Origin of the sequence: Tsukamurella hominis, from assembly GCF_965137015.1 — a bacterium.
GTDB classification, from domain to species: domain Bacteria; phylum Actinomycetota; class Actinomycetes; order Mycobacteriales; family Mycobacteriaceae; genus Tsukamurella; species Tsukamurella hominis.
Genome location: NZ_CBCRZG010000017.1, coordinates 85140 through 109715, shown reverse-complemented (window position 1 = coordinate 109715; position 24576 = coordinate 85140). Strand labels below are relative to the sequence as shown.

Annotated in this window: 21 protein-coding genes and 1 pseudogene; 8 read left to right on the top strand and 14 right to left on the bottom strand. The window is 73.6% G+C overall.

The window, feature by feature from the left end; all coding sequences use genetic code 11:
- Positions 1-10: 10 nt before the first annotated feature.
- Complete coding sequence (locus ACM9LD_RS19160) at positions 11-748, bottom strand: esterase/lipase family protein (protein ID WP_415678144.1); 738 nt, start codon at positions 746-748, stop codon at positions 11-13.
- 116 nt (positions 749-864) lie between these two features.
- Here ACM9LD_RS19160 and ACM9LD_RS19155 point away from each other — a divergent pair, with 116 nt between their 5' ends.
- The 3 genes from ACM9LD_RS19155 to ACM9LD_RS19145 all read left to right on the top strand — a co-directional run bounded on the left by ACM9LD_RS19155 (position 865) and on the right by ACM9LD_RS19145 (position 3834).
- Positions 865-2031 (top strand): zinc-binding dehydrogenase, encoded by a 1167-nt coding sequence (locus tag ACM9LD_RS19155; RefSeq protein ID WP_415678143.1) that lies wholly within the window; start codon positions 865-867, stop codon positions 2029-2031.
- Between the two features lie 14 nt (positions 2032-2045).
- Positions 2046-2897 (top strand): exodeoxyribonuclease III, encoded by an 852-nt coding sequence (locus tag ACM9LD_RS19150; RefSeq protein ID WP_415678161.1) that lies wholly within the window; start codon positions 2046-2048, stop codon positions 2895-2897.
- A 67-nt stretch (positions 2898-2964) separates the two neighbouring features.
- On the top strand, positions 2965-3834 hold the full coding sequence (locus tag ACM9LD_RS19145) for a MetQ/NlpA family ABC transporter substrate-binding protein (RefSeq protein WP_415678142.1): 870 nt from the start codon (positions 2965-2967) through the stop codon (positions 3832-3834).
- Here ACM9LD_RS19145 and ACM9LD_RS19140 read toward each other — a convergent pair.
- Genes ACM9LD_RS19140 through ACM9LD_RS19125 form a run of 4 tightly spaced genes read right to left on the bottom strand, consistent with a single transcriptional unit; the run spans position 3767 to position 7419 of the window.
- Positions 3767-4945 carry a cation:proton antiporter gene (locus ACM9LD_RS19140; RefSeq protein WP_415678141.1) on the bottom strand — a complete coding sequence of 393 codons (1179 nt, stop codon included), beginning with the start codon at positions 4943-4945 and terminating at the stop codon, positions 3767-3769. The genes ACM9LD_RS19145 and ACM9LD_RS19140 overlap by 68 nt on opposite strands.
- Before the next feature lie 10 nt (positions 4946-4955).
- Positions 4956-5462 (bottom strand): hypothetical protein, encoded by a 507-nt coding sequence (locus tag ACM9LD_RS19135; protein WP_415678140.1) that lies wholly within the window; start codon positions 5460-5462, stop codon positions 4956-4958.
- Positions 5459-6598 carry an alpha-hydroxy-acid oxidizing protein gene (locus ACM9LD_RS19130; RefSeq protein WP_415678139.1) on the bottom strand — a complete coding sequence of 380 codons (1140 nt, stop codon included), beginning with the start codon at positions 6596-6598 and terminating at the stop codon, positions 5459-5461. The genes ACM9LD_RS19135 and ACM9LD_RS19130 overlap by 4 nt, the downstream gene beginning before the upstream one ends.
- A 23-nt stretch (positions 6599-6621) precedes the next feature.
- Complete coding sequence (locus ACM9LD_RS19125; RefSeq protein WP_415678138.1) at positions 6622-7419, bottom strand: alpha/beta fold hydrolase; 798 nt, start codon at positions 7417-7419, stop codon at positions 6622-6624.
- Positions 7420-7495: 76 nt separating this feature from the next.
- On the opposite strand from ACM9LD_RS19125, the gene ACM9LD_RS19120 reads away from it, so the two are divergent.
- Positions 7496-7939: a flavodoxin domain-containing protein gene (locus ACM9LD_RS19120; protein WP_415678137.1), complete on the top strand. Its 444-nt coding sequence runs from the start codon at positions 7496-7498 to the stop codon at positions 7937-7939.
- Positions 7940-8020: 81 nt separating this feature from the next.
- Here the strand turns inward: ACM9LD_RS19120 and ACM9LD_RS19115 are convergent, their stop codons facing one another.
- The 4 genes from ACM9LD_RS19115 to ACM9LD_RS19100 are packed head-to-tail and all read right to left on the bottom strand — an operon-like array spanning position 8021 to position 10973.
- Positions 8021-8518 carry a DUF4395 domain-containing protein gene (locus ACM9LD_RS19115; RefSeq protein ID WP_415678136.1) on the bottom strand — a complete coding sequence of 166 codons (498 nt, stop codon included), beginning with the start codon at positions 8516-8518 and terminating at the stop codon, positions 8021-8023.
- A gap of 57 nt (positions 8519-8575) precedes the next feature.
- Positions 8576-9004: a MarR family winged helix-turn-helix transcriptional regulator gene (locus tag ACM9LD_RS19110; RefSeq protein WP_415678135.1), complete on the bottom strand. Its 429-nt coding sequence runs from the start codon at positions 9002-9004 to the stop codon at positions 8576-8578.
- 6 nt (positions 9005-9010) lie between these two features.
- Complete coding sequence (locus ACM9LD_RS19105; RefSeq protein WP_415678134.1) at positions 9011-10402, bottom strand: flotillin family protein; 1392 nt, start codon at positions 10400-10402, stop codon at positions 9011-9013.
- Positions 10403-10445: 43 nt separating this feature from the next.
- Positions 10446-10973: a hypothetical protein gene (locus tag ACM9LD_RS19100; RefSeq protein WP_415678133.1), complete on the bottom strand. Its 528-nt coding sequence runs from the start codon at positions 10971-10973 to the stop codon at positions 10446-10448.
- Positions 10974-11087: 114 nt separating this feature from the next.
- Here ACM9LD_RS19100 and ACM9LD_RS19095 point away from each other — a divergent pair, with 114 nt between their 5' ends.
- Together ACM9LD_RS19095 and ACM9LD_RS19090 are read left to right on the top strand one after the other, a co-directional pair.
- On the top strand, positions 11088-12464 hold the full coding sequence (locus tag ACM9LD_RS19095) for an MFS transporter (protein ID WP_415678132.1): 1377 nt from the start codon (positions 11088-11090) through the stop codon (positions 12462-12464).
- A complete protein-coding gene (locus ACM9LD_RS19090) occupies positions 12454-12870 on the top strand; it encodes a MarR family winged helix-turn-helix transcriptional regulator (RefSeq protein WP_415678131.1) in 417 nt (138 codons plus the stop codon). Before ACM9LD_RS19095 ends, ACM9LD_RS19090 begins: the two co-directional genes overlap by 11 nt.
- On the opposite strand, the gene ACM9LD_RS19085 is transcribed toward ACM9LD_RS19090, so the two are convergent.
- Positions 12811-14367: a DUF4407 domain-containing protein gene (locus ACM9LD_RS19085; RefSeq protein ID WP_415678130.1), complete on the bottom strand. Its 1557-nt coding sequence runs from the start codon at positions 14365-14367 to the stop codon at positions 12811-12813. The genes ACM9LD_RS19090 and ACM9LD_RS19085 overlap by 60 nt on opposite strands.
- A gap of 169 nt (positions 14368-14536) precedes the next feature.
- Between ACM9LD_RS19085 and ACM9LD_RS19080 the strand changes: the two genes are divergently transcribed.
- Together ACM9LD_RS19080 and ACM9LD_RS19075 are read left to right on the top strand one after the other, a co-directional pair.
- Entirely contained in the window at positions 14537-14824 is a 288-nt protein-coding gene (locus ACM9LD_RS19080; RefSeq protein WP_415678129.1) for a YiaA/YiaB family inner membrane protein, read from the top strand.
- Positions 14825-14931: 107 nt separating this feature from the next.
- Positions 14932-15975: a zinc-binding dehydrogenase gene (locus tag ACM9LD_RS19075; protein ID WP_415678128.1), complete on the top strand. Its 1044-nt coding sequence runs from the start codon at positions 14932-14934 to the stop codon at positions 15973-15975.
- A gap of 19 nt (positions 15976-15994) precedes the next feature.
- On the opposite strand, the gene ACM9LD_RS19070 is transcribed toward ACM9LD_RS19075, so the two are convergent.
- From ACM9LD_RS19070 to recC, 4 genes and pseudogenes are all read right to left on the bottom strand, one after another.
- Positions 15995-16873, bottom strand: a complete 879-nt coding sequence (locus tag ACM9LD_RS19070) for a hypothetical protein (RefSeq protein WP_415678127.1) — start codon at positions 16871-16873, stop codon at positions 15995-15997.
- Positions 16870-18687: an exodeoxyribonuclease V subunit alpha gene (gene recD, locus ACM9LD_RS19065; RefSeq protein WP_415678126.1), complete on the bottom strand. Its 1818-nt coding sequence runs from the start codon at positions 18685-18687 to the stop codon at positions 16870-16872. The genes ACM9LD_RS19070 and recD overlap by 4 nt, the downstream gene beginning before the upstream one ends.
- Positions 18684-22037 (bottom strand): UvrD-helicase domain-containing protein, encoded by a 3354-nt coding sequence (locus ACM9LD_RS19060; protein ID WP_415678125.1) that lies wholly within the window; start codon positions 22035-22037, stop codon positions 18684-18686. Before ACM9LD_RS19060 ends, recD begins: the two co-directional genes overlap by 4 nt.
- A pseudogene (recC, locus tag ACM9LD_RS19055) lies at positions 22037-24576 on the bottom strand (exodeoxyribonuclease V subunit gamma); the annotation flags it as partial. The gene ACM9LD_RS19060 and the pseudogene recC, both read right to left, overlap by 1 nt.

Sequence of the window (24576 nt, the reverse complement as noted above, 5' to 3'; positions counted from 1 at the left end):
GGGATGGAATCTACTTGCGGTTCATGTCGACGCTGTTCTCGTACGTGACCGAGCCCTCGGGCGAGGTCACCCATTGGCCGGGGCAGTTCCCCCGCAGCGAGCTGGTGACGAGCGGGACGACCCGCGGGTCCCAGGCGAGGTACGCGTGGTCGAACGACGCGGCGGCCGGGAGGTAGCCCTTGACCGTCGCGCGGCACTGGCGGCCGTCGAGGTTGCCGGACAGCGGATCGGTCGTGCTGCGGATCGAGTAGAACTCGGTGGGGCCGGGGGTGTCGACGCCGGCGTTCAGCTGGTTCAGGATCGCCGATCCGTTGCAGGCGCCGTTCGCGGGTGCCGGCAGCACACAGCCGGTCGGCGAGCCGTACTCGACGCCGCCGAGCACCACCGAGCGGGCGACGTCCTTGGATCCGCCCAGCGCCTTGATGTAGTAGCGGCTGCTGATCGCGCCGGAGCTGTGCGAGACGATCGAGACGGTGCGGTTCGGCGAGGCCTTCTTCGCCTGGTCCACCGTGGCCTTGAGCTCTCCGGCCTCCTTGCGGTGGTCGAAACCGGGCAGCCACAGGTTCTTGACGTCGAAACCGGCATTGCGCAGGTTGGTGTTCAGGGGCTCGTAGATCTGGCCGGGGGCGATCAGGCCCGCGTACACGATCACCAGGTCACGCTCGGCGGCGTGGGCGATCGAGGGGACGGCGGCGACGACACCGAGGCCTGCTGCGGCGGCGATGAAGGTCTTCTTCAGGATCTGCATGAACGCAACATAGCAGGCATTGTTGCGATCGCAACACACAGGAAGGTGAGGGGACTCATAGCACCCGCCGGGTGCGGGAAACCGACTCCTCGGGGGCAGCGATTATTCTCGAACGTATGAAAGCTGTCGTGTGCACCGAAGGCCGCCTGACCGTCGAAGAACTCCCCGCCCCGAGTCCCGCCCGCGGGCAGGTGCTGCTCGACGTCACCCGCACCGGGATCTGCGGCTCCGACCTGCACGCACGCCACCACGCCGACCTCGTCGCGGACCTCGCCGCGAAGGCCGGCTACCCCGACTGCATGCGCACCGACCAGCGCATCGTCATGGGCCACGAGTTCGTGGGCACCGTCGCCGAGTACGGGCCTGGCTGTCGCAAGCGGTGGCCGGTGGGCACCCGCGTCGTGTCCCTGCCGACGCTGATGGTCGGCAGCGAGCCGCAGCTCGTCGGACTGTCCGAGCGGTCCCCCGGCTCGTACGCCGAGCAGGTGCTCGTCCAGGAGTCGATGACGATGCCGGTGCCCGACAAGCTCTCCGACGAGGAGGCCGCTCTCACCGAGCCGATGGCCGTGGCCTGGCACGCGGTGCGCCGCGCCGAGGTCGGTCGCGGGCAGACGGCCATCGTGATCGGCTGCGGCCCCATCGGCCTCGCCGTGATCTCCATGCTGCGCGCCTCGGGCGTCAAGAAGATCATCGCCAGCGACTTCTCCCCCGGGCGCCGCGCCCTCGCGACGCAGATGGGCGCCCACGTGGTGGTCGACCCGCGGGAGCAGCAGCCGTGGGACGCCTACAAGCAGCCCCGCAACGAGATCCGCAAGGCCAGCGACCTCTTCAAGCTGGGCGTGAGCACGATGGACAAGCTCACCCTGGTCCCCGGCCCCGTGCCGTGGTGGCACGTCTTCCGCCTCGCGGACAAGATCGGCGAGACCCCGTCCGGCCCCGTCGTCTTCGAGTGCGTGGGCGTGCCCGGCATGATCAACTCGATCATCGAGGCCGCACCGCTGCGCACCCGCGTGATCGTCGTCGGCGTGTGCATGGAGCCCGACCAGATCATGCCCGCGCTGGCCGGCAACAAGGAGATCGACCTGCGGTTCGCCTTCGGCTACGACCCGGGTGAGTTCCACGACACGCTGCACATGATGGCGAACGGCAAAGTCGACGTGAAGCCGCTGGTCACGGGCACCGTCGGGCTCGGCGGGGTGGAGACCGCCTTCGATGCGCTCGGCGACCCCGAGGTGCACGCCAAGATCCTGATCGACCCGTCGAGCACGGCGACCGCGCCCTGACGGCGCCGAACGCGCTGCGGATCGGCACGTTCAACGTCAACGGGATCCGGGCGGCGCGCCGTCGCGGCTTCGACGCCTGGTTCGAGGGGCGCGGGCTGGACGTGCTGGCGCTGCAGGAGCTGCGCTGCCCGCCCGCCGAGGTGGGCGTGTTCCCCGGCTATCACGCGGCGGTCGACTGCGGCTCGATCCCGGGCCGCAACGGGGTGGCGATCCTGAGCCGGGAGGCACCGTCGGACGTGCGGACCTGGGCGAGCCGTCCGCCCCGCGCCCGCGGACTCGCCGAGTACGCGCACGAGGGCCGGTACGTCGAGGTGGACCTCCCCGGCCTGACGGTGGCCTGCCTGTACCTGCCCAAGGGCGGGCTGCCCGCGCACCTGCAACGGCCCGGGAACATGCGGGACGTGCCGGACGGCGGCGCGAAGCACGCCCGGAAGATGCGGTTCCTCGACGCCTTCGCGCGCGAGCTCGACCGTAACCGCCGGGCCGCGCTAGCCGCGGGGCGCGAGTTCCTGTTGCTCGGCGACCTCAACCTGGCGCTTGTGCCGCACGACGTCACCAACTGGCGGCCCGCACAGAGGATGGAGGGCTTCCTCCCGGAGGAGCGGGAGTGGCTCGGCGCGCAGCTGGGGCCGCGCCGGCTCGTCGACGTGGTCCGCACGCTGCACGGCGACCGGCCCGGCCCGCTGTCGTGGTGGAGCTGGGCGGGCGAATCCTTCGCCAAGGACGTCGGCTGGCGGATCGACCACCAGCTCGCGTCCCCGCGCCTCGCCCGCACGGCGCAGTCGGTGGTCGTCGACAAGGAACCCTCCCCCGACGAGCGACTCTCGGATCACGCTCCCGTGGTCGTGGACTACGCACGCGGCTGAGGGGGCGCGGGATCACCCTGACCGCAAACCTTTCCGCGCGGCGAAAGGTGCTGGACAGTGGACCCTCGTGAAACGAACGGCTACCGCCATCCTCGCAGTCCTGTTGTCCCTCACCGCGGTCGGCACCACCGCCTGCGCGAGCGACACCCCGTCGAACGAGATCAAGCTCGGGGTCGTCGACGTCGGCAAACCCCACTGGAAGGTGTTCACCGACGTCGCGAAGGAGCACGGCTACTCCGTGAAGCTCGTCTCCTTCTCCGACTACAACGCCCCGAACCCCGCCCTCGCCGACGAATCCATCGACCTCAACCAGTTCCAGCACGTGCGCTACCTCGCCGCGTACAACGTCAAGAACACCGTCCGCCTGGCCCCGGTCGGCGCCACCCAGATCTACCCCCTGCAGCTGTACTCGAAGCGACACCGGTCGATCGATGCCTTGCCGCAGGGCGCGACGATCGCCCTGTCGGACAACCCCGCGAACCAGATCCGTCCCCTGCTCAGCCTGAAGGCGGCCGGTCTCGTGACCTTCCGCGACGGCGCGGGCACCTGGCAGTCCTCACTCGCCGACGTGGATCGAGCGCGGTCCAAGGTCACGCTCGTCACGCTGGACCCCACCCAGATCGACCCGGCGCTCGACAGCGTCGACGCCGGCTTCGTGGACGACACCTTCGCGGTGAAACTGGGGCTCACGAGCAAGGATTCGATCTACACCGACGATCCGCGCCGCCCCGACCTGGCGCAGTACATCAACGTCTTCGCCGCCCGCGAGAACGATCCCCGCACCAGCGACTACACCGCGCTCGCCGCTCTGTACCACGATCAGCGGGTCCATGACGCCGTCGTGAAGGACTCCGGCGAGACGGCGATCTTCACGACGGACGCGCCGGAGGCGCTCCGGACGACGCTGGCCCGGGTGGAGCAATCGCTGCGGAGCTAGCCGCAGGTCCCGCCGCGACGGCGACGCCGCCGATGGTGACGAGGGCGCCGAGGATCAGGGCGGCGCCCTCGCCCGCGGCGAAGGGGTGCATCTGCTCGCCGACCGTCACCGCGGCGACGGGCACCCCGATCTGCGCGGCCGCGAGCACCCCCAGCGGCACCGGCAGCCCGGCGAACCGCATCGCGACGTGCGCGCCGATCGCGCCGAAGCCGAGGGCGAGCCCCAGCAGGATGAACGACGGGTGCTCGACGAGGTCGCGCAGATTCACCCGCGCGCCCAGCCAGACGAAGAAGAGCGGCGCCAGGAAGCCCTCCCCGAGCGCGAAGAGCTGCGCCGCCATCCGCCGCGGCTCGCCCACCGACGAGACCGCGAGTCCCAGCGCGAAGCCGGCGAGCATCACCGAGACGTGCATCGTGGTGGCGATCGCGGCGAGCAGGAACAGCGCGACGAGGCTGATCCGCAGTTGCAGCGCGAACTCGCGCTCCTCCGAGAACTCTTCGATCCGGTCGCGCAGTCCGCTGTTCTCCGACCACCGCAGGATCAGGTAGAGCACGAACGCCGCGCCGCCCACGGCGAGCGCGCCGAGCGCCGCCCGTCCGGCGGTGGGCGGGTCGATGACCAGCGGCAGCGCGACGACGCAGACGGTGTCGGCGATCGCGACCTGCGCGGTCAGCGCCAGGACGGGCTTGCCGGTGAGGTGGTTGGAGTTGATGATCGGCAGCACCACGGCCGCCGACGACGACGCCATGAGCACCGCGTACAGCGCGGCGTGGCCGGTATCGAAGGCCGCCGAGAGCGCGGTGCCGAGGATCGCGGCGATGACGCCGACCGCGGCGGCGCGGATCGCCCCCGCGCCCAGCGCCGCGCGCACCGCCGGATCGCGCACCGGGACGTGCGTCCCGGCGACGAACATGACGATGGCGAAGCCGATGTCGGCGAGGAAGGCGAAGGTCGGCTCGGTCGCATCCAGGACCCGGAAGCCCGTCGCGCCGAAGACCACGCCCGCCAGCATCGGGCCCAGGATCAGGGGCAGGTGCCACGACTGCTTCGCGGCGAGCAGCGGGCCCAGCAGCCCCAGCGCCGTGACCAGCGCCAGCGTCGAGAACGTCATTGCAAGGACGCTACTCCGCGCGGGCCGCCCAGTACCCCCGAAGTTCCTGCTCGGACGCCGATTTCACGGCCAGCTCGCCGTCGTCGTCCAGTAGGCAGACGGTCTCCCGCGGGAGGGCGTCCTCCGCGACCAACTCCGCCTTCGCGCGGCGCATCGCCCCGAGCAGCGCGTACCCGTAGCGGGCGTGCGCCGCGCTCCACGCCGCGTCGTCGAGGCCCTCGACGGCGTCGTTGAGGGCGTCCTGCCAGCCGTCGAGCGGCGGGCGGCGCGCCCACTCGCCGTCGCGGCGGGGCCACGCGGGCGGATCCCAGAGCGCGTGCGGCGGCACGGATTCGACGGTGCCCAGCGCCGGGTGGGGCAGCAGGATAATGCCGCCCCGCTCGGCGTAGAAGGTGGTCAGCGCGTACGCGTAGGGCAGCTCGCCGTCGGCCTGGTAGACGAGCGCCCGCGCGACGGTGCGCAACTCGGCGCAGACCGCGTCCTCGAAGCCGAACCAGTCGAAGTCGACGCCGATCACCGCTTGACGACGTGCAGGTCGGCGAGGGTGGTGAGGCAGTCGGCGGCCATCGTCAGGTCGGCCTCGGCGAGCACCGACCGGAGCACGTGCTCGACGCCCGCCGCCCCGCCGAGGGTGAGGCCGTAGACGTAGGGACGGCCGATGCCGGCCAGCGTCGCGCCGAGACCCACCACGCGCAGGACGTCGACCCCGTCGCGGACGCCGCTGTCGAAGGTCACGGGCAGGCCCGCGTCGAGGACGCCCTCGAGGTGGCTCACGGCCGGCAGTCCGCCGTTCGCCTGGCGGCCGCCGTGGTTGGAGCAGGCGATCGCGTCGACGCCCTCGGTGGCCGCCTTCCGCGCGTCCTCGGCGTGGCAGATGCCCTTGAGGATGATCGGCAGGTCGGTGATCCGCCGGATGCGGGCCACGTCGTCCCAGGAGAAGGTGGGCTTGCTGAACAGCGACGACCAGACGATCCCCGCGTGCAGCGGCGGCGGGTTCTCCACCCCGCACAGCTCGATGAACCGCGGGTCGGTGAGGTAGTTGGCGAGACAGCGGCCGCGCAGGAACGGGATGTACCCGTTGCGCAGGTCCCGCGGCCGCCAGCCCAGGCTGCCGGTGTCGAGCGTGATGGTGAGCGCGTCGAAGCCCGCCTTGTCGGCACGGCGCACCAGGTTGTCGGTGAGCTGATCGTCTTTGGTCGGGTACAGCTGGAAGGCGGCGAAGGAGTCGCCCCGGGCGTCGGCGATCTCCTCGAGCGGCGCCTCCGACAGCGTCGAGTACATCGCCGCCACGTTCAGCTCCGCGGCGGCGCGGGCCACCTCGATGTCGCCGTTCTCGTGAACCAGGCCGTTCACCCCGACGGGGCACAGGATGAGCGGGGCGTCGAGCTCGGCGCCGAGGAACGTGGTCGACAGGTCGCGGACGCTGCGGTCGCGGAGCATCCGCGGGACGAAGCCGTAGCGCCGCAGCTCGGTGACGTTCGCGTCCTGGGTGGTCTCGTCGCCGGCCCCGCCGCGCACGTAGTCGAAGAGGGAGTGGTCGAGCACCTGCTGCGCGCGGGCCTCGAGATCGCTGAAGGTGTAGGGGAAGTGGCGGTGTTTCGCCAGCAGCCCCTCCGCGTAGATGCCGTCCTGGAAGCTGCCGTAGTCCGCCATGGATGGACGGTAGCAGTGGCGGGTCAGCGCGCGGTGAGGAAGTCCAGGGCGTCGACGGTGGCGGCCGGCTCCTGCAGGTGGTAGCCGTGCCGCACGCCCCGGTACACCCGCATCCGAGCACCGTCGATGCCGGCGCGGAGGATCTCGGCGTTCTCGGCGGGGCACATGCGGTCGTCGGCGCCGTGCAGGATCAGCGTGGGCGCCTCGATCCACGGCAGGGCCGCGGCCGCGTCGTGGTCGGTGCTCGCGGCGAAGTGCGCGCGCTGGGCGGGCAGCGAGCGCGGCTGCGCGAGGATCGCCTCGGCCGCCTCGGGGTGGACGGCGAGCCACTCGGGCGTGAAGAACAGCTCCAGCAGGGCCCGTCGGTCCGAGCGGACCAGGATGCGGAGCACCTCGCTGGGGCGCGCGACGCCGTGGGCGTCGCCGACCGTCGTGGCGCCGAGGATCAGCCGGCGGACCCGCCCGGGCTGGTCGGCGGCCAGCCATTGGGCGGCGCGGCCGCCCATGGAGAAGCCGTAGACGTCGACTACGTCGCCGATCGCGCCGTCCGCGCGGGCGGCGTCGAGCACCGCGAGGGCGTCCGCGGCGCAGTCCCGGGTGCTCCACCCGCGCGGGAAGACGTCGTCGCTGGCGCCGATGCCGCGGTGGTCGAACGTGATGACGGGACCGTCGGCGCGGAAGTCGTCAACGACCGGCGCCCACGACGATCCGGCGAGTGCCTGACCGGCGAACAGCAGCACTCCGGGACCGTTCGCACCGGGCGCAGCGGGGTGCACCGTGTAGGCGAGCCGGGCACCGTCGGCCAGGGTTGCGTGAGGCATGGCGGCAAGCCTAGGACGTCACACCGACAGGATGCAGCTCACACCACGAGGTGAGGCTTGGCTAGAATCTCCTCCCATGTCTGTTCACATCTTCTACGGTTCCTCGACCGGCACCGCCGAGGGCGCAGCGAACGCCATGTACACCGTGTTCGCCAAGGCCGGCTCCGTCGAGCTGCACGACATGATGGACGGCGAGATCGACGCGCTGGATCCCGCGGACTTCCACGTCTTCTCGTGCGCCACGTACGGCGAGGGCGAGCTGCCCGCCGGCACCACCGAGTTCTTCGAGGACCTGCTCGAGGCGGCCCCCGACCTGTCGGGCCTGCGCTTCGCGGTCTTCGGGCTCGGCGACACCATCTACGTCGACACCTACAACGCCGCCCGCAAGACGATCGTCAAGCACCTCACGGGGCTGGGCGCCACCCAGGTGGGCGACCGCTTCGAGCACGACAACTCCGGCACCGACGACGTGGACGAGAAGGCCGTCGAGTGGGCCGAGGAGATCGTCGGCCAGATCTGACGTCCTTCAGCGACGCACCCCTGACAGACGAACGCCGCCGCGGAGGAATCCGCGGCGGCGTTCTTTCGTCGGTGGGTACCGCTACTGCGGCACCGAGAGGGTGGGCGGAGTGGTGTTCACGCCCGCGCAGGCCTCGCACACCGAGGCGGGGATGACGCCGCGGCGCTGCAGCCAGCCGAAGACGATGCAGCCGAGGCACACGCCCGCGGCCGACTCCAGCAGCGCGGCGACCACGAGCAGGCCGAGCACGACCTGGGCCGCGACGGTGTTCCCCGTCAGGAAGAGCGCCAGCGCGACGGTCGAGAAGACGAGGCCGATGGTCTGCGCGAACCGCTTGGGCGGGCCGGGCACCAGCTTGGCGGGTCCGAGCTTCGGCGCGATCACGTGCACCGACAGCCGGCCGAAGGGCGAATAGCGCGGCCCGCCGGCGACGCGCAGCGCGAATCCGATCGCCAGGGCGGCGTAGAGCCACCACTGACCGGCGACGATCGTGACCACCGCGAGGACGACCACCAGCGCCGCCGTCGCGCGGGCCGCGTACTCGTTGACCGGGTTCGGGAAGGAGAAGAGACCACTCACGAGGCCGAGATTATCGCCGCCCGGCGGCCGCCATAAGGGTTGCGCTCGCGGTGATTCTCACGCGTCCGGGCCAGCGGCCAGGCGCAGGAGGAGGGGCACCGCGTCGCGCAAGCGGGCGGCCTCGTCGGCGGTGAGCTGCGCGCTGCCGGTCGCGACCAACCAGGCGTCCTGTGCGGCGTCCCGGGCATGCAGCACCTCTCGCCCGCGGTCCGTCAGCGCGACGGGCCGCCGCCGGCCGTCGGAGCCGTCGGCGTCGCCCTGCAGGAAGCCGCGGCGCCGCAGGTCGGCGACGGCAACCGAGACGTTCGAGCGTTTCATCGCGAGCCGGTCGCCGATCGCCGTCGGGAAGGCGTCCACGCCGAGCGCCTCGACGGTGGCGAGCACGAACAGCTCGGAACCGCGCAGCCCCGCGGCGGGCAGCTGCCGGAGTCGCTGCTCCAGCAGGCCCACCGCGAGGCGCAGCGCCTCGGCGTCGCCGGGCTTCACGGTCGGCTACTCGTCGACCACGACGGTCTCGCCCGGAACTGCGCCGAGCAGCTGACCCAGGTCGATGCCCTGGGACTTGAGCGCCGCGACCACGGCCGCGACGGACTGGCCCGAGAGGCCGAGCAGGCCGCCGGTGGCGTCGTTCCCGCTGCCGCCGATGATGTTGATGCTGTCGATCGCGGCGGTCGCCTCGGACTGCGCGCGGACCGACGCCTCGACGGTGGCGAGCACCTGCGGCGCCAGCAGCAGCCGGACCGCCTCGGCGTTGTACTGGTTGAACGCCTCGGCCTGCGCCTGCTTACCGGCCGCATCGGCGCGCAGCTCGGCCTCGAGCGCCGCCGCGGCGGACTTGCGGGCCTGCGCCTTCGACTCGCCGTCGAGGCGGGTCGACTCCGCGGACGCCTCGGCGGCCAGGATCGCCGCCTGCCGCTCACCCTCGGCGCGCGCGACCGCCGCCTGGCGGGCCGCCTCGGCGGGCGCGATGACGTCCGCCTCGAGCGAGGCCTCGGCCTGCGCGCGACGCTTGCGCTCGACCTCGGTGCGGGCCTCGACGCGGGCCGCCTCGGCCTCCTCGAGCGCGATGCCGACGGCCTTCTCCGCCTTCGCCTTGGCGAGCGGGCCGGCCTGGTCGGCCTCGGCGTTCTGCGCCTCGGTCTGGGCACGGAGCTGGGCGATGCGGACGTCGCGACCCTGCTGGGCCTCCGCGATCGCGGTCTCGGCCTCGGTCTGCGCGATCTCCCCGGCGCGCCGGGCGTCGGCGGAGCGGATCAGCGAGTCGCGCTCGGCCTCGGCCTTGCCGATGTCGGCGTCGCGCTTGACCTCGGCGATGCGCTTCTGGCCGAGCGACTCGAGGTAGCCGTTGCGGTCCTCGATGCCGGCGATCTTGAGGATGTCGACCTCCATGCCGATGCGCGCGAGGTCGCCACCCGCCTCCTCGACCACGCCGCGGGCCAGTGCCTCGCGGTTGCTGTTGAGGTGCTCGACGGTCATCGTGGCCGCGATGCCGCGAAGGCTGCCGGCCAGGATCTCGTTGATCTGGTTCTCCAGCTCCGCCATGTTCGCGGTGAGGAAGCGCTGCGCCGCGGTGCGGGTCATCTCGTCGGTGGTGCCGATGCGCACGAGGCCGACGGCCTGCAGTTCGACGGGCACACCGTCGATGCTGCGGGCGTTGTTGAGCGCGATGCGCACCTCGAAGGGGCGCAGCGGCATGTAGTCGACGCGCTCGAGGCCCGGCACCTTGAACCGGGCGCCGCCGCGGACGACCTTCATCTCGCCGCGGCCGGTGAAGATGGCCACCTGGTCGGGCGGCGACTTGATGTAGTTGTGGAAGAAGATCCACAGGGCGAGCAGGATCACGATCACCGCGGCACCGGCCGCGATCAGGATCGATACGGTCATTGATTCCCTCCCTCTGCCGGGCGCGACGGCCCGGCGCTTGTGATCAGGCCTGAGTCTCGAGCGGCTGCACCACCAGCCGGTCCCCGTCGACGTCCACGATGAGCACCTGCTGGCCGTCGGGGGCCGAGGCGGTCCCGTCGACCAGCACGGCGGTCGTCGTGGCGCGCGCCGACTCCGAGTCGACGTAGCTCACCCGGCCCCAGCCGCCGGCCGGGATCTCCATGCTGAGCTCGCCGATGGTGCCGACCGCGGCGCGGAGCCCCGCGACGGTGCCGGTCTGCGCCCGGCGCATCGCGCGGAGCACCAGCATGAGCAGGCTGTACGCGGCGACGCCGGAGGCGGCTGCTGCACCCACGACGACGGGCGTCGACAGCGACGCCCCGGCGGACAGGGGCCAGCCGACCACACCGAAGACGCCGACGGCGGCGGCCAGTGCGGGCGCGCTGAGCCAGGGCAGGCCGGCGTCGGCACTGCCGACCTCGACTCCCCCGACCTCGAAGTCCCCCAGGACCAGTGACGCGATCAGGACCAGGACCCCGACGACGGCACAGACTGCGAAAACGGTAACCACGGGCGCCTCCTCTGCGCTCGGATCTCCTGTTTGCAGTATAGCAAAGATTGCGTATAGGGCGTACACGAACGGAGATGGTTCCCACATTATTAGTTATGGACATATAATCCTTGTATGCCTACAAGTGTTTCGGGGCTGGGGCCGCGCCGTCGCGCGCTCGTCCTCGTCGCGTGCAGCCTGAGTCTGCTGATCTCCTCGATGGACGTGACCATCGTCAACGTCGCGCTCCCCGGGATCGGGCGGCAGATGGCGGCGTCGGTCACCCACCTGCAATGGGTGGTCGACATCTACACGCTCACGCTCGCCAGCCTGCTGGTCCTGTCCGGCGCGACCGCCGACCGCTTCGGGCGGCGCCGCGTCTTCCGGATCGGGCTCACGGTCTTCGCGGCGGGCTCCCTGCTCTGCAGCCTCGCGCCCACCGTCGACGTGCTGATCGCCGCCCGCGGGATCCAGGCCGTCGGCGGCTCGATGCTCACGCCCGTCGCGCTCTCCATCGTCACGGCGGTCTTCACAGAACCCTCCGAGCGCGCCCGCGCGATCGGCCTGTGGGGCGCGGTGGTCGGGGTCTCCACGGCGGTCGGGCCGCTCGTGGGCGGCGTCCTCATCGACGCCCTGGGCTGGCAGTCGGTGTTCTGGGTGAACCTGCCGATCTGCGCCATCGCGCTCGGGCTCACGTACGCCGTGGTGCCGGAGTCCAAGGCCGCCGTGCCGCGCAGCATCGACCCACTCGGGCAGGTGCTCGCGATCGCGGTGATGTTCACCGCGGTGTTCGGCCTCATCGAGCGCGAACCGCTGATGTTCGTGCTCGCGGCCGCCGCCCTCGCCGCGTTCATCGCCCACGAGCGCCGGCACCCCTCGCCGTTCGTCGACCTGCGCTTCTTCCGCAGCATCCCTTTCTCCGCCGCCACGCTCACCGCGGTCTGCGCCTTCGCCGGCTTCGGCGCGTTCCTGTTCACGATGTCGCTGTACCTGCAGAACACGCGGCACTTCTCCGCAGTGCAGACCGGCCTGATGTTCCTGCCGATGGCGCTCTCGGTGCTGGTCGCCTCCCCCGTGTCCGGTCGGCTCGTGGCACGGTTCGGCCCCCGGCCCTCGCTGCTCGGCGCGGGCCTCCTGATGACGGCGGCGGCCGTGGTGTTGACGACGGTCGAGGCGGGCACGCCCCTGCCGGAGCTTGCGGTGGTCTTCGCGGTCTTCGGCATCGGCTTCGGCCTGGTCAACGCGCCGATCACCACCTCTGCGGTGAGCGGGATGCCGCTCGACCGGGCGGGCGCCGCCGCCGCGGTCGCCAGTACCAGCCGGCAGCTGGGCATCAGCCTGGGGGTCGCCCTGTCCGGCCTCATCGCCGGGGCGACGCTCTGGTGGGCCGTCGCGGGTTTCGCGCTGGTCGTCGTGGCGCTCGCCGTCCTGTCGACCGGCGCCCGGGCGGAGCGCTCGCGCGCGCGGATCGCGCCGCTGCTCGAGACGAAGGAGGTGGCCGGTGCCCACTGACAACCCGGACGAGGTGTGGAGCCTGCTCGTCCACGCCGTCATCGACAGCCGCTCGGACTGGCGTCGCGCGGTCGTCGAGCGCACCGGCCTGCCCTTCAGCCGGCTGCGGGCGCTCAAGCGCCTCGACCGCTACGGCTCGCTCACGCTCAAGGAACTGGCCGCCCTCGCGGACATGGACGCGCCCGCCGCCACCGTCGCCGTCAACGACCTGCAGGCCCGCGGGCACGTCGAGCGCACCGTCTCCCCCGAGGACCGTCGGGCGAAGGTCGTGACGATCACCGACTCGGGACGCGCCGTCATCGACGCCATGGCGTCCGTGGAGGACCCGGCGCCACCCGCGATCCGGTCACTGCCTCCCGGGGAGCTCGCGCGCCTGGCCGAGCTCGCGCGCGCGCTCGCCGGGTAGTCCGGCGACGGGCTCGTGCGCCACGTCGAGCGGCTCCTCGCGGGGCGCCGAGGGCGGGACCGGCGCCGCGACGGGGCCCGGGGCACCGTCGGCCGACGGTGCCGGCACGCTCTGCTCGACGGTGCCGACGACCACCTTCCGGGTGCGGCGCATCGCGAAAGTGACCTCCTCGACCTCCTCGTAGGACTGCTGCACCACGCGGGTCGCGCCGCCGCCTCCACCGGGAAGGACGCGCGCGACGAGTGGCGGCACGAACGGGCGGACGAAGCCGGCGAGGGTGCGAGCGGCCTCGTCGAGCACCGGCGGGACGAACGGGTTGGGCTTGTGCTCGGCGCCCCGCGCCGGAGCCGCCGACGCGTGGACCGCGGGAGCCGACTCCGCGACGCGGGCGGGCAGGTTCGTCTCGTCGGGCACGGCGGTCTCCTCGGCGGGTTCGGGTTCGGTCGCGAGCACCGGGATCTCGCCCGTCGGCGTCTCATCGGCGGGCGGCTGCCCCGCCGCGGCGAGGCTCGCCGCCTCCGCGGCGGCGGCGATGGGCAGGAAGTCGTCGTCCACGGCGGGGATCTCCTGTCGGTAGCGCCGCGCGGTCACCGCGACCGGCTGGAATCCTGCGGCCTCCAGCGCGGCGGCGCCGGCCGCCGCGCCGCCGAGGACGGGCAGCGCCTCGGTGGGCCGGTCGTCGGCGATCGCGAGCGCGACGCGGCGCTCGTGGTCGCGGCGCTCGATGGCCAACTGCGCGGCGGAGGCCAGGCGCTCGCTCTCCAGGTCCCGGCGGCGACGGATGTCGCGGACGGTCTCGCCGCGCCACAGGCGCAGGAGCAGCGGGAGCAGGGCGAGCACCGCGCAGACGAGGTCGATCGCGATCCGCAGCGCGGCGGCGGGGAGCGAATGCGCCGTGACGCCGTTCAGCGCGACCCAGCGCGCGCCGACACCGTCGTCGGCCCCCGCGGTGGCGGCCTGCCGGGCGGCGGCGACCTCGGTCCGCGCGGTCACGACGCGGGCGTCGCGGGCGGGCGCATCCTTGGCCCGGGCGGCGGTCGCGCGATCGAGGTCGGTCTGCGCCGCGGCGAGCCGCTCGTTCGCGGTGCGGGCCTCCGGGCCCCGGCCGGGGACGCCGGTGATCGACGTCTGCGGGCAGGCAGCGCTCGGCCGGTACTCGCAGCGCGCGACGACGAGCGCCTGGTCGCGGCGGGCGGAGGCCTCCGCCACCGCGGCGTCCAGGGCGGTGCGGTCGGCGCGGGCGGCGTCGAGCTCGGCCTGCGCGGCGCGCACCGCGGGCGCCGAGGCCGCGGCGCGGTCGGCGTCCTCGTGCAGCCGGTCCTCGATCGCGCCGTTGAGCGCGAGCATCGAGACCAGCTCGCCCGCGACCAGGCCCACGAGCACGGCGACGAGGAACCGACTCGGGAGCGCGGCGCGACGCCCGGGGGCGGCGACGGCGACGCAGATCGCGCCGCCGATCAGGAGCGCGAGCACCGCGAGCACCAGGACGGTCGCCATTGTCGCCTCCTCCGCCGCGATAGAACTCCGTCGATCTTCTCTCAGATGAGAATCGCAGCCCGCCGCGGTTCCCGCCCAATCGTGTGGCCGCTTTCACAGCGCGAAGTACCCACGGCGGACGGGTAGTTCTACTCATCCCCGGCGAGCCGGCGGGCGGCACGCTGTGTGCATGACCACCATCGCCACCTCGCCCAAGCCCACCACCGCCTTCTTCATCCAGTCCGCGATCGCCTTCGCCGTCTCGTCGGGCAGCCTGCTCGTCGGCGCCTTCTACCTGCCCATCGACACCTGGCAGCGCGGCTTCCTGCTCGTCGGTGCCCTGTTCCTCATCACCAGCACCTTCAACCTCGCGAAGGTCATCCGCGACCAGCAGGAGGCGAACAGCGTCCGCGTCCGCGTCGACGAGGCCCGGATCGACAAGCTCATGGCCGAGCACGACCCGTTGCGCGCCGCCTAGCCCTCCCACCTGCGAGGATTCCGACAACCTGGACCCCCGGGCACCCATGCTCTGTTCGTCTTCGCCACGCCGGTGTTCGCGGGCTGAATCCGCGCGATGATGGACCCATGACACCGACGATGCGCGCGCAGCGGTTCCACGCCGAGACGAAGACCATCACCGTCGAGGACGTGCCGATCCCCGAGCCCGGCCCCGGCGAGGTGCTGGTGAAGGTCGCCTTCTGCGGGATCTGCCACTCGGACCTCAGCCTCATCAACGGCACGTTCCCCGCGATGCTGCCGGAGGTGACGCAGGGGCACGAGGCGTCGGGGACCATCGCGAAGGTGGGCCCCGGCGTCACCGGGTGGGCCGAGGGCGACCGGGTGATCGTCGCCGCCGGCCGGCCGTGCACCAGCTGCCCGAACTGCCGGCGCGGCAACGCCGCCGACTGCACACAGATCCAGATCATGGCGTTCGCCTACGACGGCGCGTGGGCGGAGTACACCGTGGCCCAGGCCGCCGGGCTGACCCGCGTCCCGGACAACGTCCCGCTCGAGCAGGCGGCGATCCTCGCCGACGCGGTGTCCACCCCGTACGGCGCCGTGGTGCGGACCGGGAAGGTCTGCATCGGGGAATCCGTCGGCGTCTGGGGCCTCGGCGGAGTCGGTACCCACGTCGTGCAGCTGGCGCGGCTCGTCGGCGCGGCGCCGATCATCGCGGTCGACATCAATCCCGAGGTGCTCGAGCGCGCCCTGGAGGTCGGCGCCGACCATGCCTTCGACTCCCGGGACGAACAGCTCGGTGCGAAGATCGCTGCGGCCACCGGTGGCCGCGGCCTCGACGTCGCCTTCGACGCCGTCGGCCTGAAAGCGACGTTCGAGCAGGCACTGAGCCATCTCACGGTCGGCGGTCGCCTCATCTCCGTCGGGATGAGCGATCAGGAGCCGACCGTCGGGCCGACGACCGTGTTCGGGCTGACGAAGAAGCAGGTGCTCGGTCACCTCGGCTACAAGAACGTCGACATCGAGACCCTGGCGACCCTCGTCTCGCTCGGGCGGCTGGACCTGTCGCGGTCGATCAGCGGGATCGTGCCGTTGGAGGACGTCGCGGCGGGCATCGAACGGCTCGAGCGCCACGAGGGCAATCCGATTCGGCTTCTCGTCCAGCCCTGACGGAGGCGGGCACCGACGGTCACAGCGCCGCGGCGAGGTCCTCGCGGAGCGAGTCCAGGGCGGGCGTGGCGCGCGGGGTCATGGCACGCCAGGCGTCGAGGATCCGCAGGCTCTGGCCGGCGTGCCGGACGAAGTGGTTGCCGGCGAACTTGGGGAAGTCGAAGGGCACGGACCGGCACAGCTGCCGCAGCACCGCGCGCACGACGATCGGGGGCGGCGCGAACACCGGCAGCCCGACGTCCACGCGCATCGCCTCCGCCATCGCCCTGCCGGGCCGCGTGAGGCGCCGCAGGAACGTGGGCCAATCGCCGCCGACGATCGCCAGCTCGGCCGCGTACGGCACCATCGTCGCCCCCACCGCGGCGACGCCCCGCGCGGGCGCCCGCCCGATCACCTTCGGGTAGTCCGCGGCGAGGCGGCGCGGCAAGCCCGGCGAGCCCTCCACCGCGACCGCCGCGAACGCGGGCGCGAGCGGCGGCACCCAGAACTCGGCGCGGGTCTCGGTGCCGCGGGCGGTCGCGAAGGACAGCAGGCCCGGGGCGAGGGTCGCGATCCCGGCGTCGGGGAACATCCGCTCCGCGACCGCGGCGTCGCCGATCACGGGGCTGGTCACGCCGACCGTCGCGGGCAGGGCGGCGGCCAACGCGGCTGCGACACCGTCGTCCAGCTCGCCCGGCGCGGACGTCAGGATCAGCAGGTCGACGGTCCCGGGCTCGACGTCCGCGTACCGCACCACCGGCACGTGCGCCACCACACCGCGCGGGTCGACGGCGGTGAGGACGACGTCGTCGCGGCGGGACGCGGCCCGCACGTCGGCGCCGGTCCCCGCCAGGAGCGCGCCGGCCGCGGCCGACACCGCCCCGGCCCCCTGGATCAGGACGCGCCTGCGCTCGGTCATACCCCAGCGTCTCCCCGGAGGCCGCTCGCCCGCAACACCTGCCGCTCGACGCCGGCCCGCAGCGCCTCCTCGCCGCCGACCAGCCGGACGCGCTGCCGGGCGCGGGTGATCGCGGTGTACAGGAGCTCGCGGGTGAGCAGCCGGGAGTCGGCGGGCGGGATCACCACGGAGACCGCCTCGTACTGGCTGCCCTGGCTGCGGTGGATCGTCATGGCGTAGACGGTGCGCACCGCGACCAGCTGGTTCGGGTACAGCAGCGCGACGTCACCACCGCGGGCGAACGCCGCCCGCAGGTCCGCCGGGTCGCCGTCGTGCGCGATGACCACGCCGACGTCGCCGTTGTAGACCTTGGTGTCGTAGTCGTTGGCGGTCACGAGCAGCGGTTGCCCGGCGTACCAGCCGAATCCGCCGCCGCGGACGCCCGCCCACTCCTCGGCGAGCTGCGCCCAGCGGGTGACGCCCGACGGCCCCTCCGAATGCGCGCACAGCACGCGGTGCAGCTGGACGCCGGTGGCGGCCTCGGCGGCCAGCCCGCGCTGTGCCGCGCCGACGGTGACCCCGCTCGCCCGCTCCACGTCGGCGCGCAGGCCCGCGAGATCGTCGGGCTCGCACCACTCGATGGCGCCGTCGCCGCCGGCGCGGGCGAGTTCCACGACGCGGTCGGCGTCGCCGCGCCGCACCGCGTCGGCCAGCTCGCCGAGCGCGCCGGTGAACCGGCGGCCGCGCCGCAGCCGCACCACGCCGCGGCGCGCGTCGGCGAGCTCCGCGCCGTCGATCCCCGCCTCGTCGCCGCCGGGCCGCCCGGTTTCGTCGGCGAGGAGCGCCTCGAGCTCCGGCGACGGTGCCGTCGTCACCCCGCGCGCGACGAGGTCGCCCAGGACCGCGCCCGCGTCGACGGACGCGAGCTGGTCCGGGTCGCCGACCAGGATGAGCCGCGCCTCGGGCCGCAGCGCCTCGAGGAGGCGGCACATGATGGTCAGCGAGACCATGGAGGTTTCGTCGACCACCACCACGTCGTAGGGCAGATGGTTGGTGGCGTCGTGCCGGAACCGGCTCGCGTTGCCCGGCTTGAAACCGAGCATGCGGTGGATCGTCTGGGCCGGGATCTCCCGCGGCAGGCCGAGCGTCGCCCCCTGCGCGCGGACCTCGCCCGCGAGCTGCGCCGCCGCGCGGCCGGTGGGCGCGGCCAGGCCGATCCGCAGGTCCGGGCCGTGCTGGTCGAAGAGCAGCGCGAGGATCCGGGCCACCGTGTACGTCTTGCCCGTACCCGGGCCGCCGGCGAGCACCGTCGTCTGGCCGAGCACCGAGGCCGCGGCCGCGAGCCGCTGCCGGTCCGGGCCGGGCTCGGGGAAACGGGCGCGCAGTCCCTCGCGCAGGCGCGCGGCGTCCACGCCGGGGGCGGCGCCGGCACGGGCGTCGAGGATCGCGCGGACCGTCTCCTCCTGCCGGTGGTACCGGTCGAGGTAGAGCAGCTCGTCGCCGACGAGCCGCAGCGGGCGCAGCGGCCCCGAAGCGGCGCCGACCACGAGCGGGCTGCGCCGCAGACCGTCGAGCACGGCGGCGTCCTCGGGCCAGGGCAGGGCGGCCACGTCGACCTCGCGCTCGCCGTCGACCGCGACGTCCCGCAGGCGGGACAGCTCGAGGCAGACCGAGCCCAGCCGCACCGCGCGGGTGGCGAGCGCGGCGGCGAGCAGCACGGCCGCGTCGGACTCGCCGCCGAGGCGGCCCAGGGTGGCGGCGACGTGCACGTCGGCGGGGCCGAGGACCCCCGCCTCGGCGAAAGTCTCCAGCAGCGTCGGCTCCGTCGTGGTCATCGCCCGCCCCCTGCCAGTGCATCCGACACCGCGACGACGAGAGCCGCCGGCGGGTGCCACTCGAAGACGCCCGCGCCGGGGGGGCTGTCGGGGCCGATCATGGCGCGCACGAAGTGGTACTGGACGACGCCGAGGTGCGTGGCAGGCGCATAGCCGGGCACGCGCCAGGACAGGAAGCGGTGCAGCGCCACCGAGTACAACAGCGCCTGCAGCACGTAGTGCGACGAGATCATCTCGCGCGCCATCGCCTCGGCGGTGTAATCGGCCGTCGTCAGGTCGCCGCGCGCGAGCCGGTTGGTCTTGTAGTCGACCACCGTGAACCGCGGGCCCTGCGGCGTCGCGACGCGCAGCACCGAGTCGATGCTGCCGGTGAGGTAGCCGCGCAGCGCCGCGCCGGGCACCTCGCGCAGCCGCTCCGCGTACGGGGCGAGCGGATCCCCGGCGGGGAGATGCCGTTCGAGCAGGTCGGCGATCGTCGACAGGGTGGCCGCGGCGCCGTCGTCCGCGCCCAGCGGGATCTCGAAGTCCAGCTCGGCGAGGTGATCCGCCGGCGCGACCCCGGCGAGGGTCAGGTGCGCGAGGTCGCCGGTGCCGAGCGGCGTGTGCAGCACAGCGACGAGAGCCGCCGCCACCTCGGCGGGATCGTCCGGGGTGGCGCCGAACTCGGCCGCCTCGCGGCAGCGGGCCAGCACCTCCGCCGCGAGATCCGGCGCTCCGGTGTCGACGTGCTCGAGGATCTCGTGCACCAGCGTGCCGAAGACCGCGCCGCCCGACAGCCCGTTCATCAGGGACGGCGGTGCGCCGCCCGCCTCGGCGGGAGCGTCCATCGGGTCCTCGGTCGGCTCGTCGTCGGTGACCGGCTCCTCCGGCTCGCTGCCGGTGTCGGGTGCGGCGTCCGCCGGGCCGTGGGCCGCGTCGGCGACGAGCGCCGAGTAGCTGGTGCGCCGCCACGTGGGGTCGATCCGCCGGCTCGCGACACCCAGTTCCAGGGCCGGGTAGGTGCGGTCCTCGGGGCGCCAGGGCTCCGGCTTCGGCGCGGCGAGGTCGACCGCCTCGATGGACACCGCGGCGGCGACGGGCGCGGCCCACTCGCGCAGCCTCGGGCCCACGTCGGCGTCGCGCGGGATCGGCGCCTGGTCGACGGGGATCCGGCCGCCACCGACGTCGGCGGAGAACAGCAGCCGGTGCAGCGGCGAGCTGCGGGTGGTGGTGCCGGGCGCCCACCACAGCACCAGCCGGGACTGCGCGCGCGTGGCGCCGACGTAGAACAGGCGCAGCTCCTCGCCCGCGGCCTCCTTCTGGGAGACGGCGTACCGCTCGGCGTAGCCGGGCGCGTACTCCCCGCCCACGTCGATGAGGCGCTCGCCCTTCTCGTCGTGGAAGACGAAGGTCTTCTTGCCGCCGAAGGAACCGTCATCCCAGCCGAAGGGCAGGTACACCACCGGGAACTGCAGGCCCTTGCTCGCGTGCACGGTCATCAGCTGGACCGCGGCGGTGTCGGTGGCCAGCCGGCGCGCGGGGTCGGCGGTGCCGCCCAGGCCCGGGTCGGCGATGCGGTCGGCGAGCCACCGGGTGGCGGCGCCGAGGCCGAGGCCCAGCGTCACGGTGGCGTGCTGGACCAGTTCGGCGACGTGGCGCAGGTCGGTGAGCGTACGTTCGCCGCCGACGCGGCCCAGGAGCCGCTCGTCGAAGCGGGAGCGGGTGGCGAGGGCATCGAACATCGCCGCGAAGCCGGAGCGGGCGAAGACGCCCGCGAGAGTCCGCAGCCGGCCGCTGATCGCGGAGACCAGCTCGTCACCGCGCTCGTCGAGGTCGCGGGCGCTGAACTCGAACAGCGGGGTGAGCGCGGCGAGGCGGGCGCGGTCGCTACGACCGGGGTTCTCCAGCGCCTGCAGGACGCGGAGCCAGTCGACGGCGGCGGCCGTGGTGAAGACGCTGGCGCCGCCCGCGGCGACGGCCGGCACGCCGTAGTCCTGCAGCAGCGACTGCAGCTCGGCGACGTGGGCGTTCTTCCGCACCAGCACCGCGACGTCGCCGGGGCGCAGCGCGCGGCTCTCGCCGGGGGCCGTCTCCAGCTGCTCGCCCGCCGTGAGGGTGCGGGTGATGTCGGCGGCGGCGTCGCGGAGCACGGCGGGCCGCACGTTCCGCACGTACGGCGTCCCGGACTGGGTCTTGGGGCCGAGGCCGTTCGAGCCGAGGTGGCGCAGCCGCAGCGGCGCGCCCCCGGCGAGCCGGGAGGTGCGGCGGTGCGCCTCGACGGAGCCGGCCACGATGAGCGGATCCCCCAGCGCGACATCGCCGTACAGGTGCTGCAGCGCGTCGACGAGGGGCGCGTCGGAGCGGTGGTTGACGGTGAGCGCCTGGTGCCGGTCCGCAGTGGTGGCGGCGCTGAGGTAGCTGTAGACCTCCGCGCCGCGGAAGGCGTAGATCGCCTGCTTCGGGTCGCCCACCAGCACCAGCGTGCTCGTGCGGTGGAAGGCGGCGTGCAGGATGTCCCACTGCACGGGGTCGGTGTCCTGGAACTCGTCCACGAGGACCACCGAGTACAGCGCCTGCAGCCGGGCGCAGGCCCGGTGCCCGTGCTCGCGGTCGGTGAGGGCGTCGCGCAGCAGGCCCTGCAGATCGTCGTAGTCGCGCAGGCGGCCCATCCGCTTGCGGCGGTCCACCTCGCGGCGCACGATCCGCGCGTAGTCGACGCGCAACCCCGTCTCCGACCCGGGTTCGGCGTCGGCCGGCGTGATGTCGGCGCGCGGATTGGCGACGACGGTGTGGGCGTAGATCAGGGCGTCCGCCAGGGAGAAGGGCGCGCGCTCGCGGCCCGCGAACATGCCGAGGTAGACGTCCTCCGCCACCTCCTGCACCAGATCGTCGACATCCTCGACGAAGACCGCGCCCGGCTCGAGGTCGCCCGCGAGGCCCAGCGCGTCGAGCATGCGCTGGCAGAAGCCGTGGGTGGTGGTGATGGTGGCGGCGTCGAAATCGGAGAGTGCGGTGACCAGGCGGCGGTGCCGGGCGGTGATCTCGGCCGGGTCGCCGGTGGCGAGGTGGCGGATCAGCTCGTCCTCGGACCCCGACGCGGCGTCGGGGTCGCGCAGGGCCAGCTCGACGGACAGCAGCCGGGCGCGGGCGCGCTCGCGCAGCTCCTGGGTGGCGGCCCGGGAGAACGTGATGAGCAGCATCTCCCCCAGCTCCGCGACGCCCTCGGCGACGTACCGCGCCAGCAGCCCGACGATGGCGTAGGTCTTGCCGGTGCCGGCGCTGGCCTCGAGCACAGTGGTGGTGGGCCCGGCGGGCAGGGGGCCGGTCAGCTCGAAGGGGACGGCGCCCAGCACGGGCTCGCGCGCGCTCATCAGATCATCTCCTCACACGCGAGGATCGGTACCCACAGCCGGGCGGCGAGAGTGCCGAACCGGCTGCGCTCGAAGGAGAAGCCGGTCTCGCCGTCGTGCGGCGGGCCCTGCGCGTCGGCGAAGGCGTTCTCCCCCAGCGCGAACCGGATCGACCGGTCCGCCTGATCGCCGAAGGTGTCGTCGAAGGCGCGCAGCGCCGCCTCGGTCGCGGCCGGCTGGTCGTCGCCGTTCTGCCGCCGCTCCGCGTACACCGCCGACGCGGCGGGGAACAGCGGCAGCGGCTCGCGCAGCCCTCGGTCCCGCAGGTCGACCAGCGAGCGCAGCACCGCCGCGGGGTCCGGCGGCACCTGCAGCCGCGAGGTGAGCACCCCGCGGAACCTGGCCCGGCCGATCGCGACGGCCGAGGCGCCGTCGTGACCCGCTCCGGCCAGCGCGAGCAGCGCGATCCATGCCGCCACCCGGTGCTTCGGCGCGAGCCGGGAGAACGAGGCGCGCACCACCCCGTCGGGCCGGACGGCCGGCACCGAGCCGACGAGCCTGCGCCCGTCCCCGACGTCGACCGTCACGTCGACGGTGGTCGCGGCGCCGGTCATGAGCGGCCCCGCGACGCGGGCCAGCTCGGCGACGGTGGCGCCGATGTCGCCCAGCACCGCCGAGCCGAGGGCGAAGGGCGGGAGGGTGCCGCGGCGCACCTCGGCGGCCGCGAACTTCTCCGGCGGCACGCCGGCCAGGGCGGACGCCAGCATCCGCTCCCCGATGTCCCACTTCTGCAGGCCGTCCGGGGCGATCGTGAGCGTCTCCGCGAGCTCGTCGTCGGCGTCCGGGACCGTGAACCCGAGCCGCTGCCGGAGGAAGGCCTTCACGGGGTGTTCGCAGAACCGGACGAGCGCGTCCAGGTCGACGTCCTCGACCGCGGACGCGGCGAGCGGCGCCGCGAGGAACGGTGCCACCGGGGCGGGTTCGCGCAGCGCGGCCTCCGCTCCGGCGTACGCCGCGGGGTCGAAGGAGAACGGTGCGCCCGTCCCGAACGCCGCGGGATCGAAGTTGACCGGGTCGAAGGGCTGCAACGGATGCCGGAACTCCAGCCCCGCGGCCGCCGGATCCGCGAGCAGCGCCTGCGCCGCGTCGCGCAGCTCCGAGGCGGGGACCGCGGGCGGGCGGCGGGTGCCCTTCACCGGGTCCGCGCCGGTGTAGAAGACGAGCAGCCGGTCCGTCGCGCTGGTCACCGCGTCGAGGAACAGCTCGCGGTCCTCGGCGCGGGGGTCCCGTTCCCCCACACAGGGCGTGCGACCGAGCACATCGTCACCCGAGTAGCGGGTGGAGCGCGGGAAGACCTCGTCGTCCAGGCCGAGCAGAACGACGACGCGGTGCGGCACCGACCGCATCGGAACGAGGGTGCACACCGTGAGCTCGCCGGTGCGGAAGTTCGCGCGGGTGGGCTTGGCCGAGAGCCGCGAGGCGAGCATCGCCCGGACCTCGGTGAGCGTGAGGTCGCGGTCGGCGCCGTCGCGGAGGGCGGCGGTGAGCTCGCGGCCGGCCTGGGTGACCTGCCAGGAGTCGGCGGCGGGCACGGCACCCACCTCACCGAGGAGTCGCTGCAGCGACTCGGCCCAGGCCCGCGCGGGCCGGCGGCCCCGGCTGTCGGCGCTCGCGCGGGTGAGCACGCCCTGGAACTCGGCGAACCGCCCGACGAGGTCGATATCGGTGGAGTCCACGTCGTCCAGCGGCAGCCCGAGGCCCAACCACGCGCCCTCCGACTCGTCCGCGACGACGCCCAGCACGATCCGGTCGAGGGCCGTGGCGAGGGTGTTCTGCGGGAAGCCGCCGAGGCCGTAGCGTTCGCGGCCCGCCGCGTCGAGGCCCCAGCGGGCGCCGGACGGGCCCGCCCAGGCGCGGAGCCGCTCGATGTCGGAGTCGCCGAAGCGGTAGCGCCGGCGCACCGGCTCCGTGGCGGCGAGGTCGAGGACCTGCGCCACGGTGGCGCGGCCGTCGGCGATCTCCAGCACGGTGACCAGCGCGTCGAGCAGCGGATTCGTGAAGCGCAGCGCCCGGTCCGCGAGCCGCACCCGCAGCCGCTGCGCCGGATGCACCTGATCGGCCGACTCGCCCTCGTTCCCGGTCACGGCCTGGCCGAACGCGGAGCGGATCAGCGGCGCGTAGGTCTCGATGTCGGGGCAGGTGACGAGCACGTCCCGGGGCTGCAGCGTGGGGTCGTCCTCGAACAGCCGCACCAGCCGCTCGCGCAGCACCTCGATCATGCGGGCGGGGCCGTGGCAGGCGTGGAACTCGAGCGAGCCGTCGGGCGCGTGCAGCCCGTCCAGGGGCGCGCCGTCGGCGACGGAGGCCTGCAGGGCGCCCAGCAGCGTCGCGGGGCGCGCGGGCGCGGGGTGATGCAGATCGGCGTCCGCGAGCGGGCCGACGCGCTGCTGCAGCTCCCGGGCCTCGCGCCCGAGCGAGGCGAGGAGCGGGTTCGCGGCCGGCGCCGCCGCGATCCGGGGTACGGGCGGGGGCACCGGGGCGGCGAGGGCGGCACCGTCGG

Excerpts from the sequence above, each read along its gene's own strand:
- ACM9LD_RS19160 (WP_415678144.1), bottom strand. The coding sequence starts at position 748 with ATGCAGATCCTGAAGAAGACCTTCATCGCCGCCGCAGCAGGCCTCGGT.
- ACM9LD_RS19155 (WP_415678143.1), top strand. The coding sequence starts at position 865 with ATGAAAGCTGTCGTGTGCACCGAAGGCCGCCTGACCGTCGAAGAACTC.
- ACM9LD_RS19140 (WP_415678141.1), bottom strand. The coding sequence starts at position 4,945 with ATGACGTTCTCGACGCTGGCGCTGGTCACGGCGCTGGGGCTGCTGGGC.
- ACM9LD_RS19130 (WP_415678139.1), bottom strand. The coding sequence starts at position 6,598 with ATGGCGGACTACGGCAGCTTCCAGGACGGCATCTACGCGGAGGGGCTG.
- ACM9LD_RS19125 (WP_415678138.1), bottom strand. The coding sequence starts at position 7,419 with ATGCCTCACGCAACCCTGGCCGACGGTGCCCGGCTCGCCTACACGGTG.
- ACM9LD_RS19120 (WP_415678137.1), top strand. The coding sequence starts at position 7,496 with ATGTCTGTTCACATCTTCTACGGTTCCTCGACCGGCACCGCCGAGGGC.
- ACM9LD_RS19105 (WP_415678134.1), bottom strand. The coding sequence starts at position 10,402 with ATGACCGTATCGATCCTGATCGCGGCCGGTGCCGCGGTGATCGTGATC.
- ACM9LD_RS19095 (WP_415678132.1), top strand. The coding sequence starts at position 11,088 with ATGCCTACAAGTGTTTCGGGGCTGGGGCCGCGCCGTCGCGCGCTCGTC.
- ACM9LD_RS19085 (WP_415678130.1), bottom strand. The coding sequence starts at position 14,367 with ATGGCGACCGTCCTGGTGCTCGCGGTGCTCGCGCTCCTGATCGGCGGC.
- ACM9LD_RS19080 (WP_415678129.1), top strand. The coding sequence starts at position 14,537 with ATGACCACCATCGCCACCTCGCCCAAGCCCACCACCGCCTTCTTCATC.
- ACM9LD_RS19075 (WP_415678128.1), top strand. The coding sequence starts at position 14,932 with ATGACACCGACGATGCGCGCGCAGCGGTTCCACGCCGAGACGAAGACC.
- ACM9LD_RS19070 (WP_415678127.1), bottom strand. The coding sequence starts at position 16,873 with ATGACCGAGCGCAGGCGCGTCCTGATCCAGGGGGCCGGGGCGGTGTCG.
- recD (WP_415678126.1), bottom strand. The coding sequence starts at position 18,687 with ATGACCACGACGGAGCCGACGCTGCTGGAGACTTTCGCCGAGGCGGGG.
- ACM9LD_RS19060 (WP_415678125.1), bottom strand. The coding sequence starts at position 22,037 with ATGAGCGCGCGCGAGCCCGTGCTGGGCGCCGTCCCCTTCGAGCTGACC.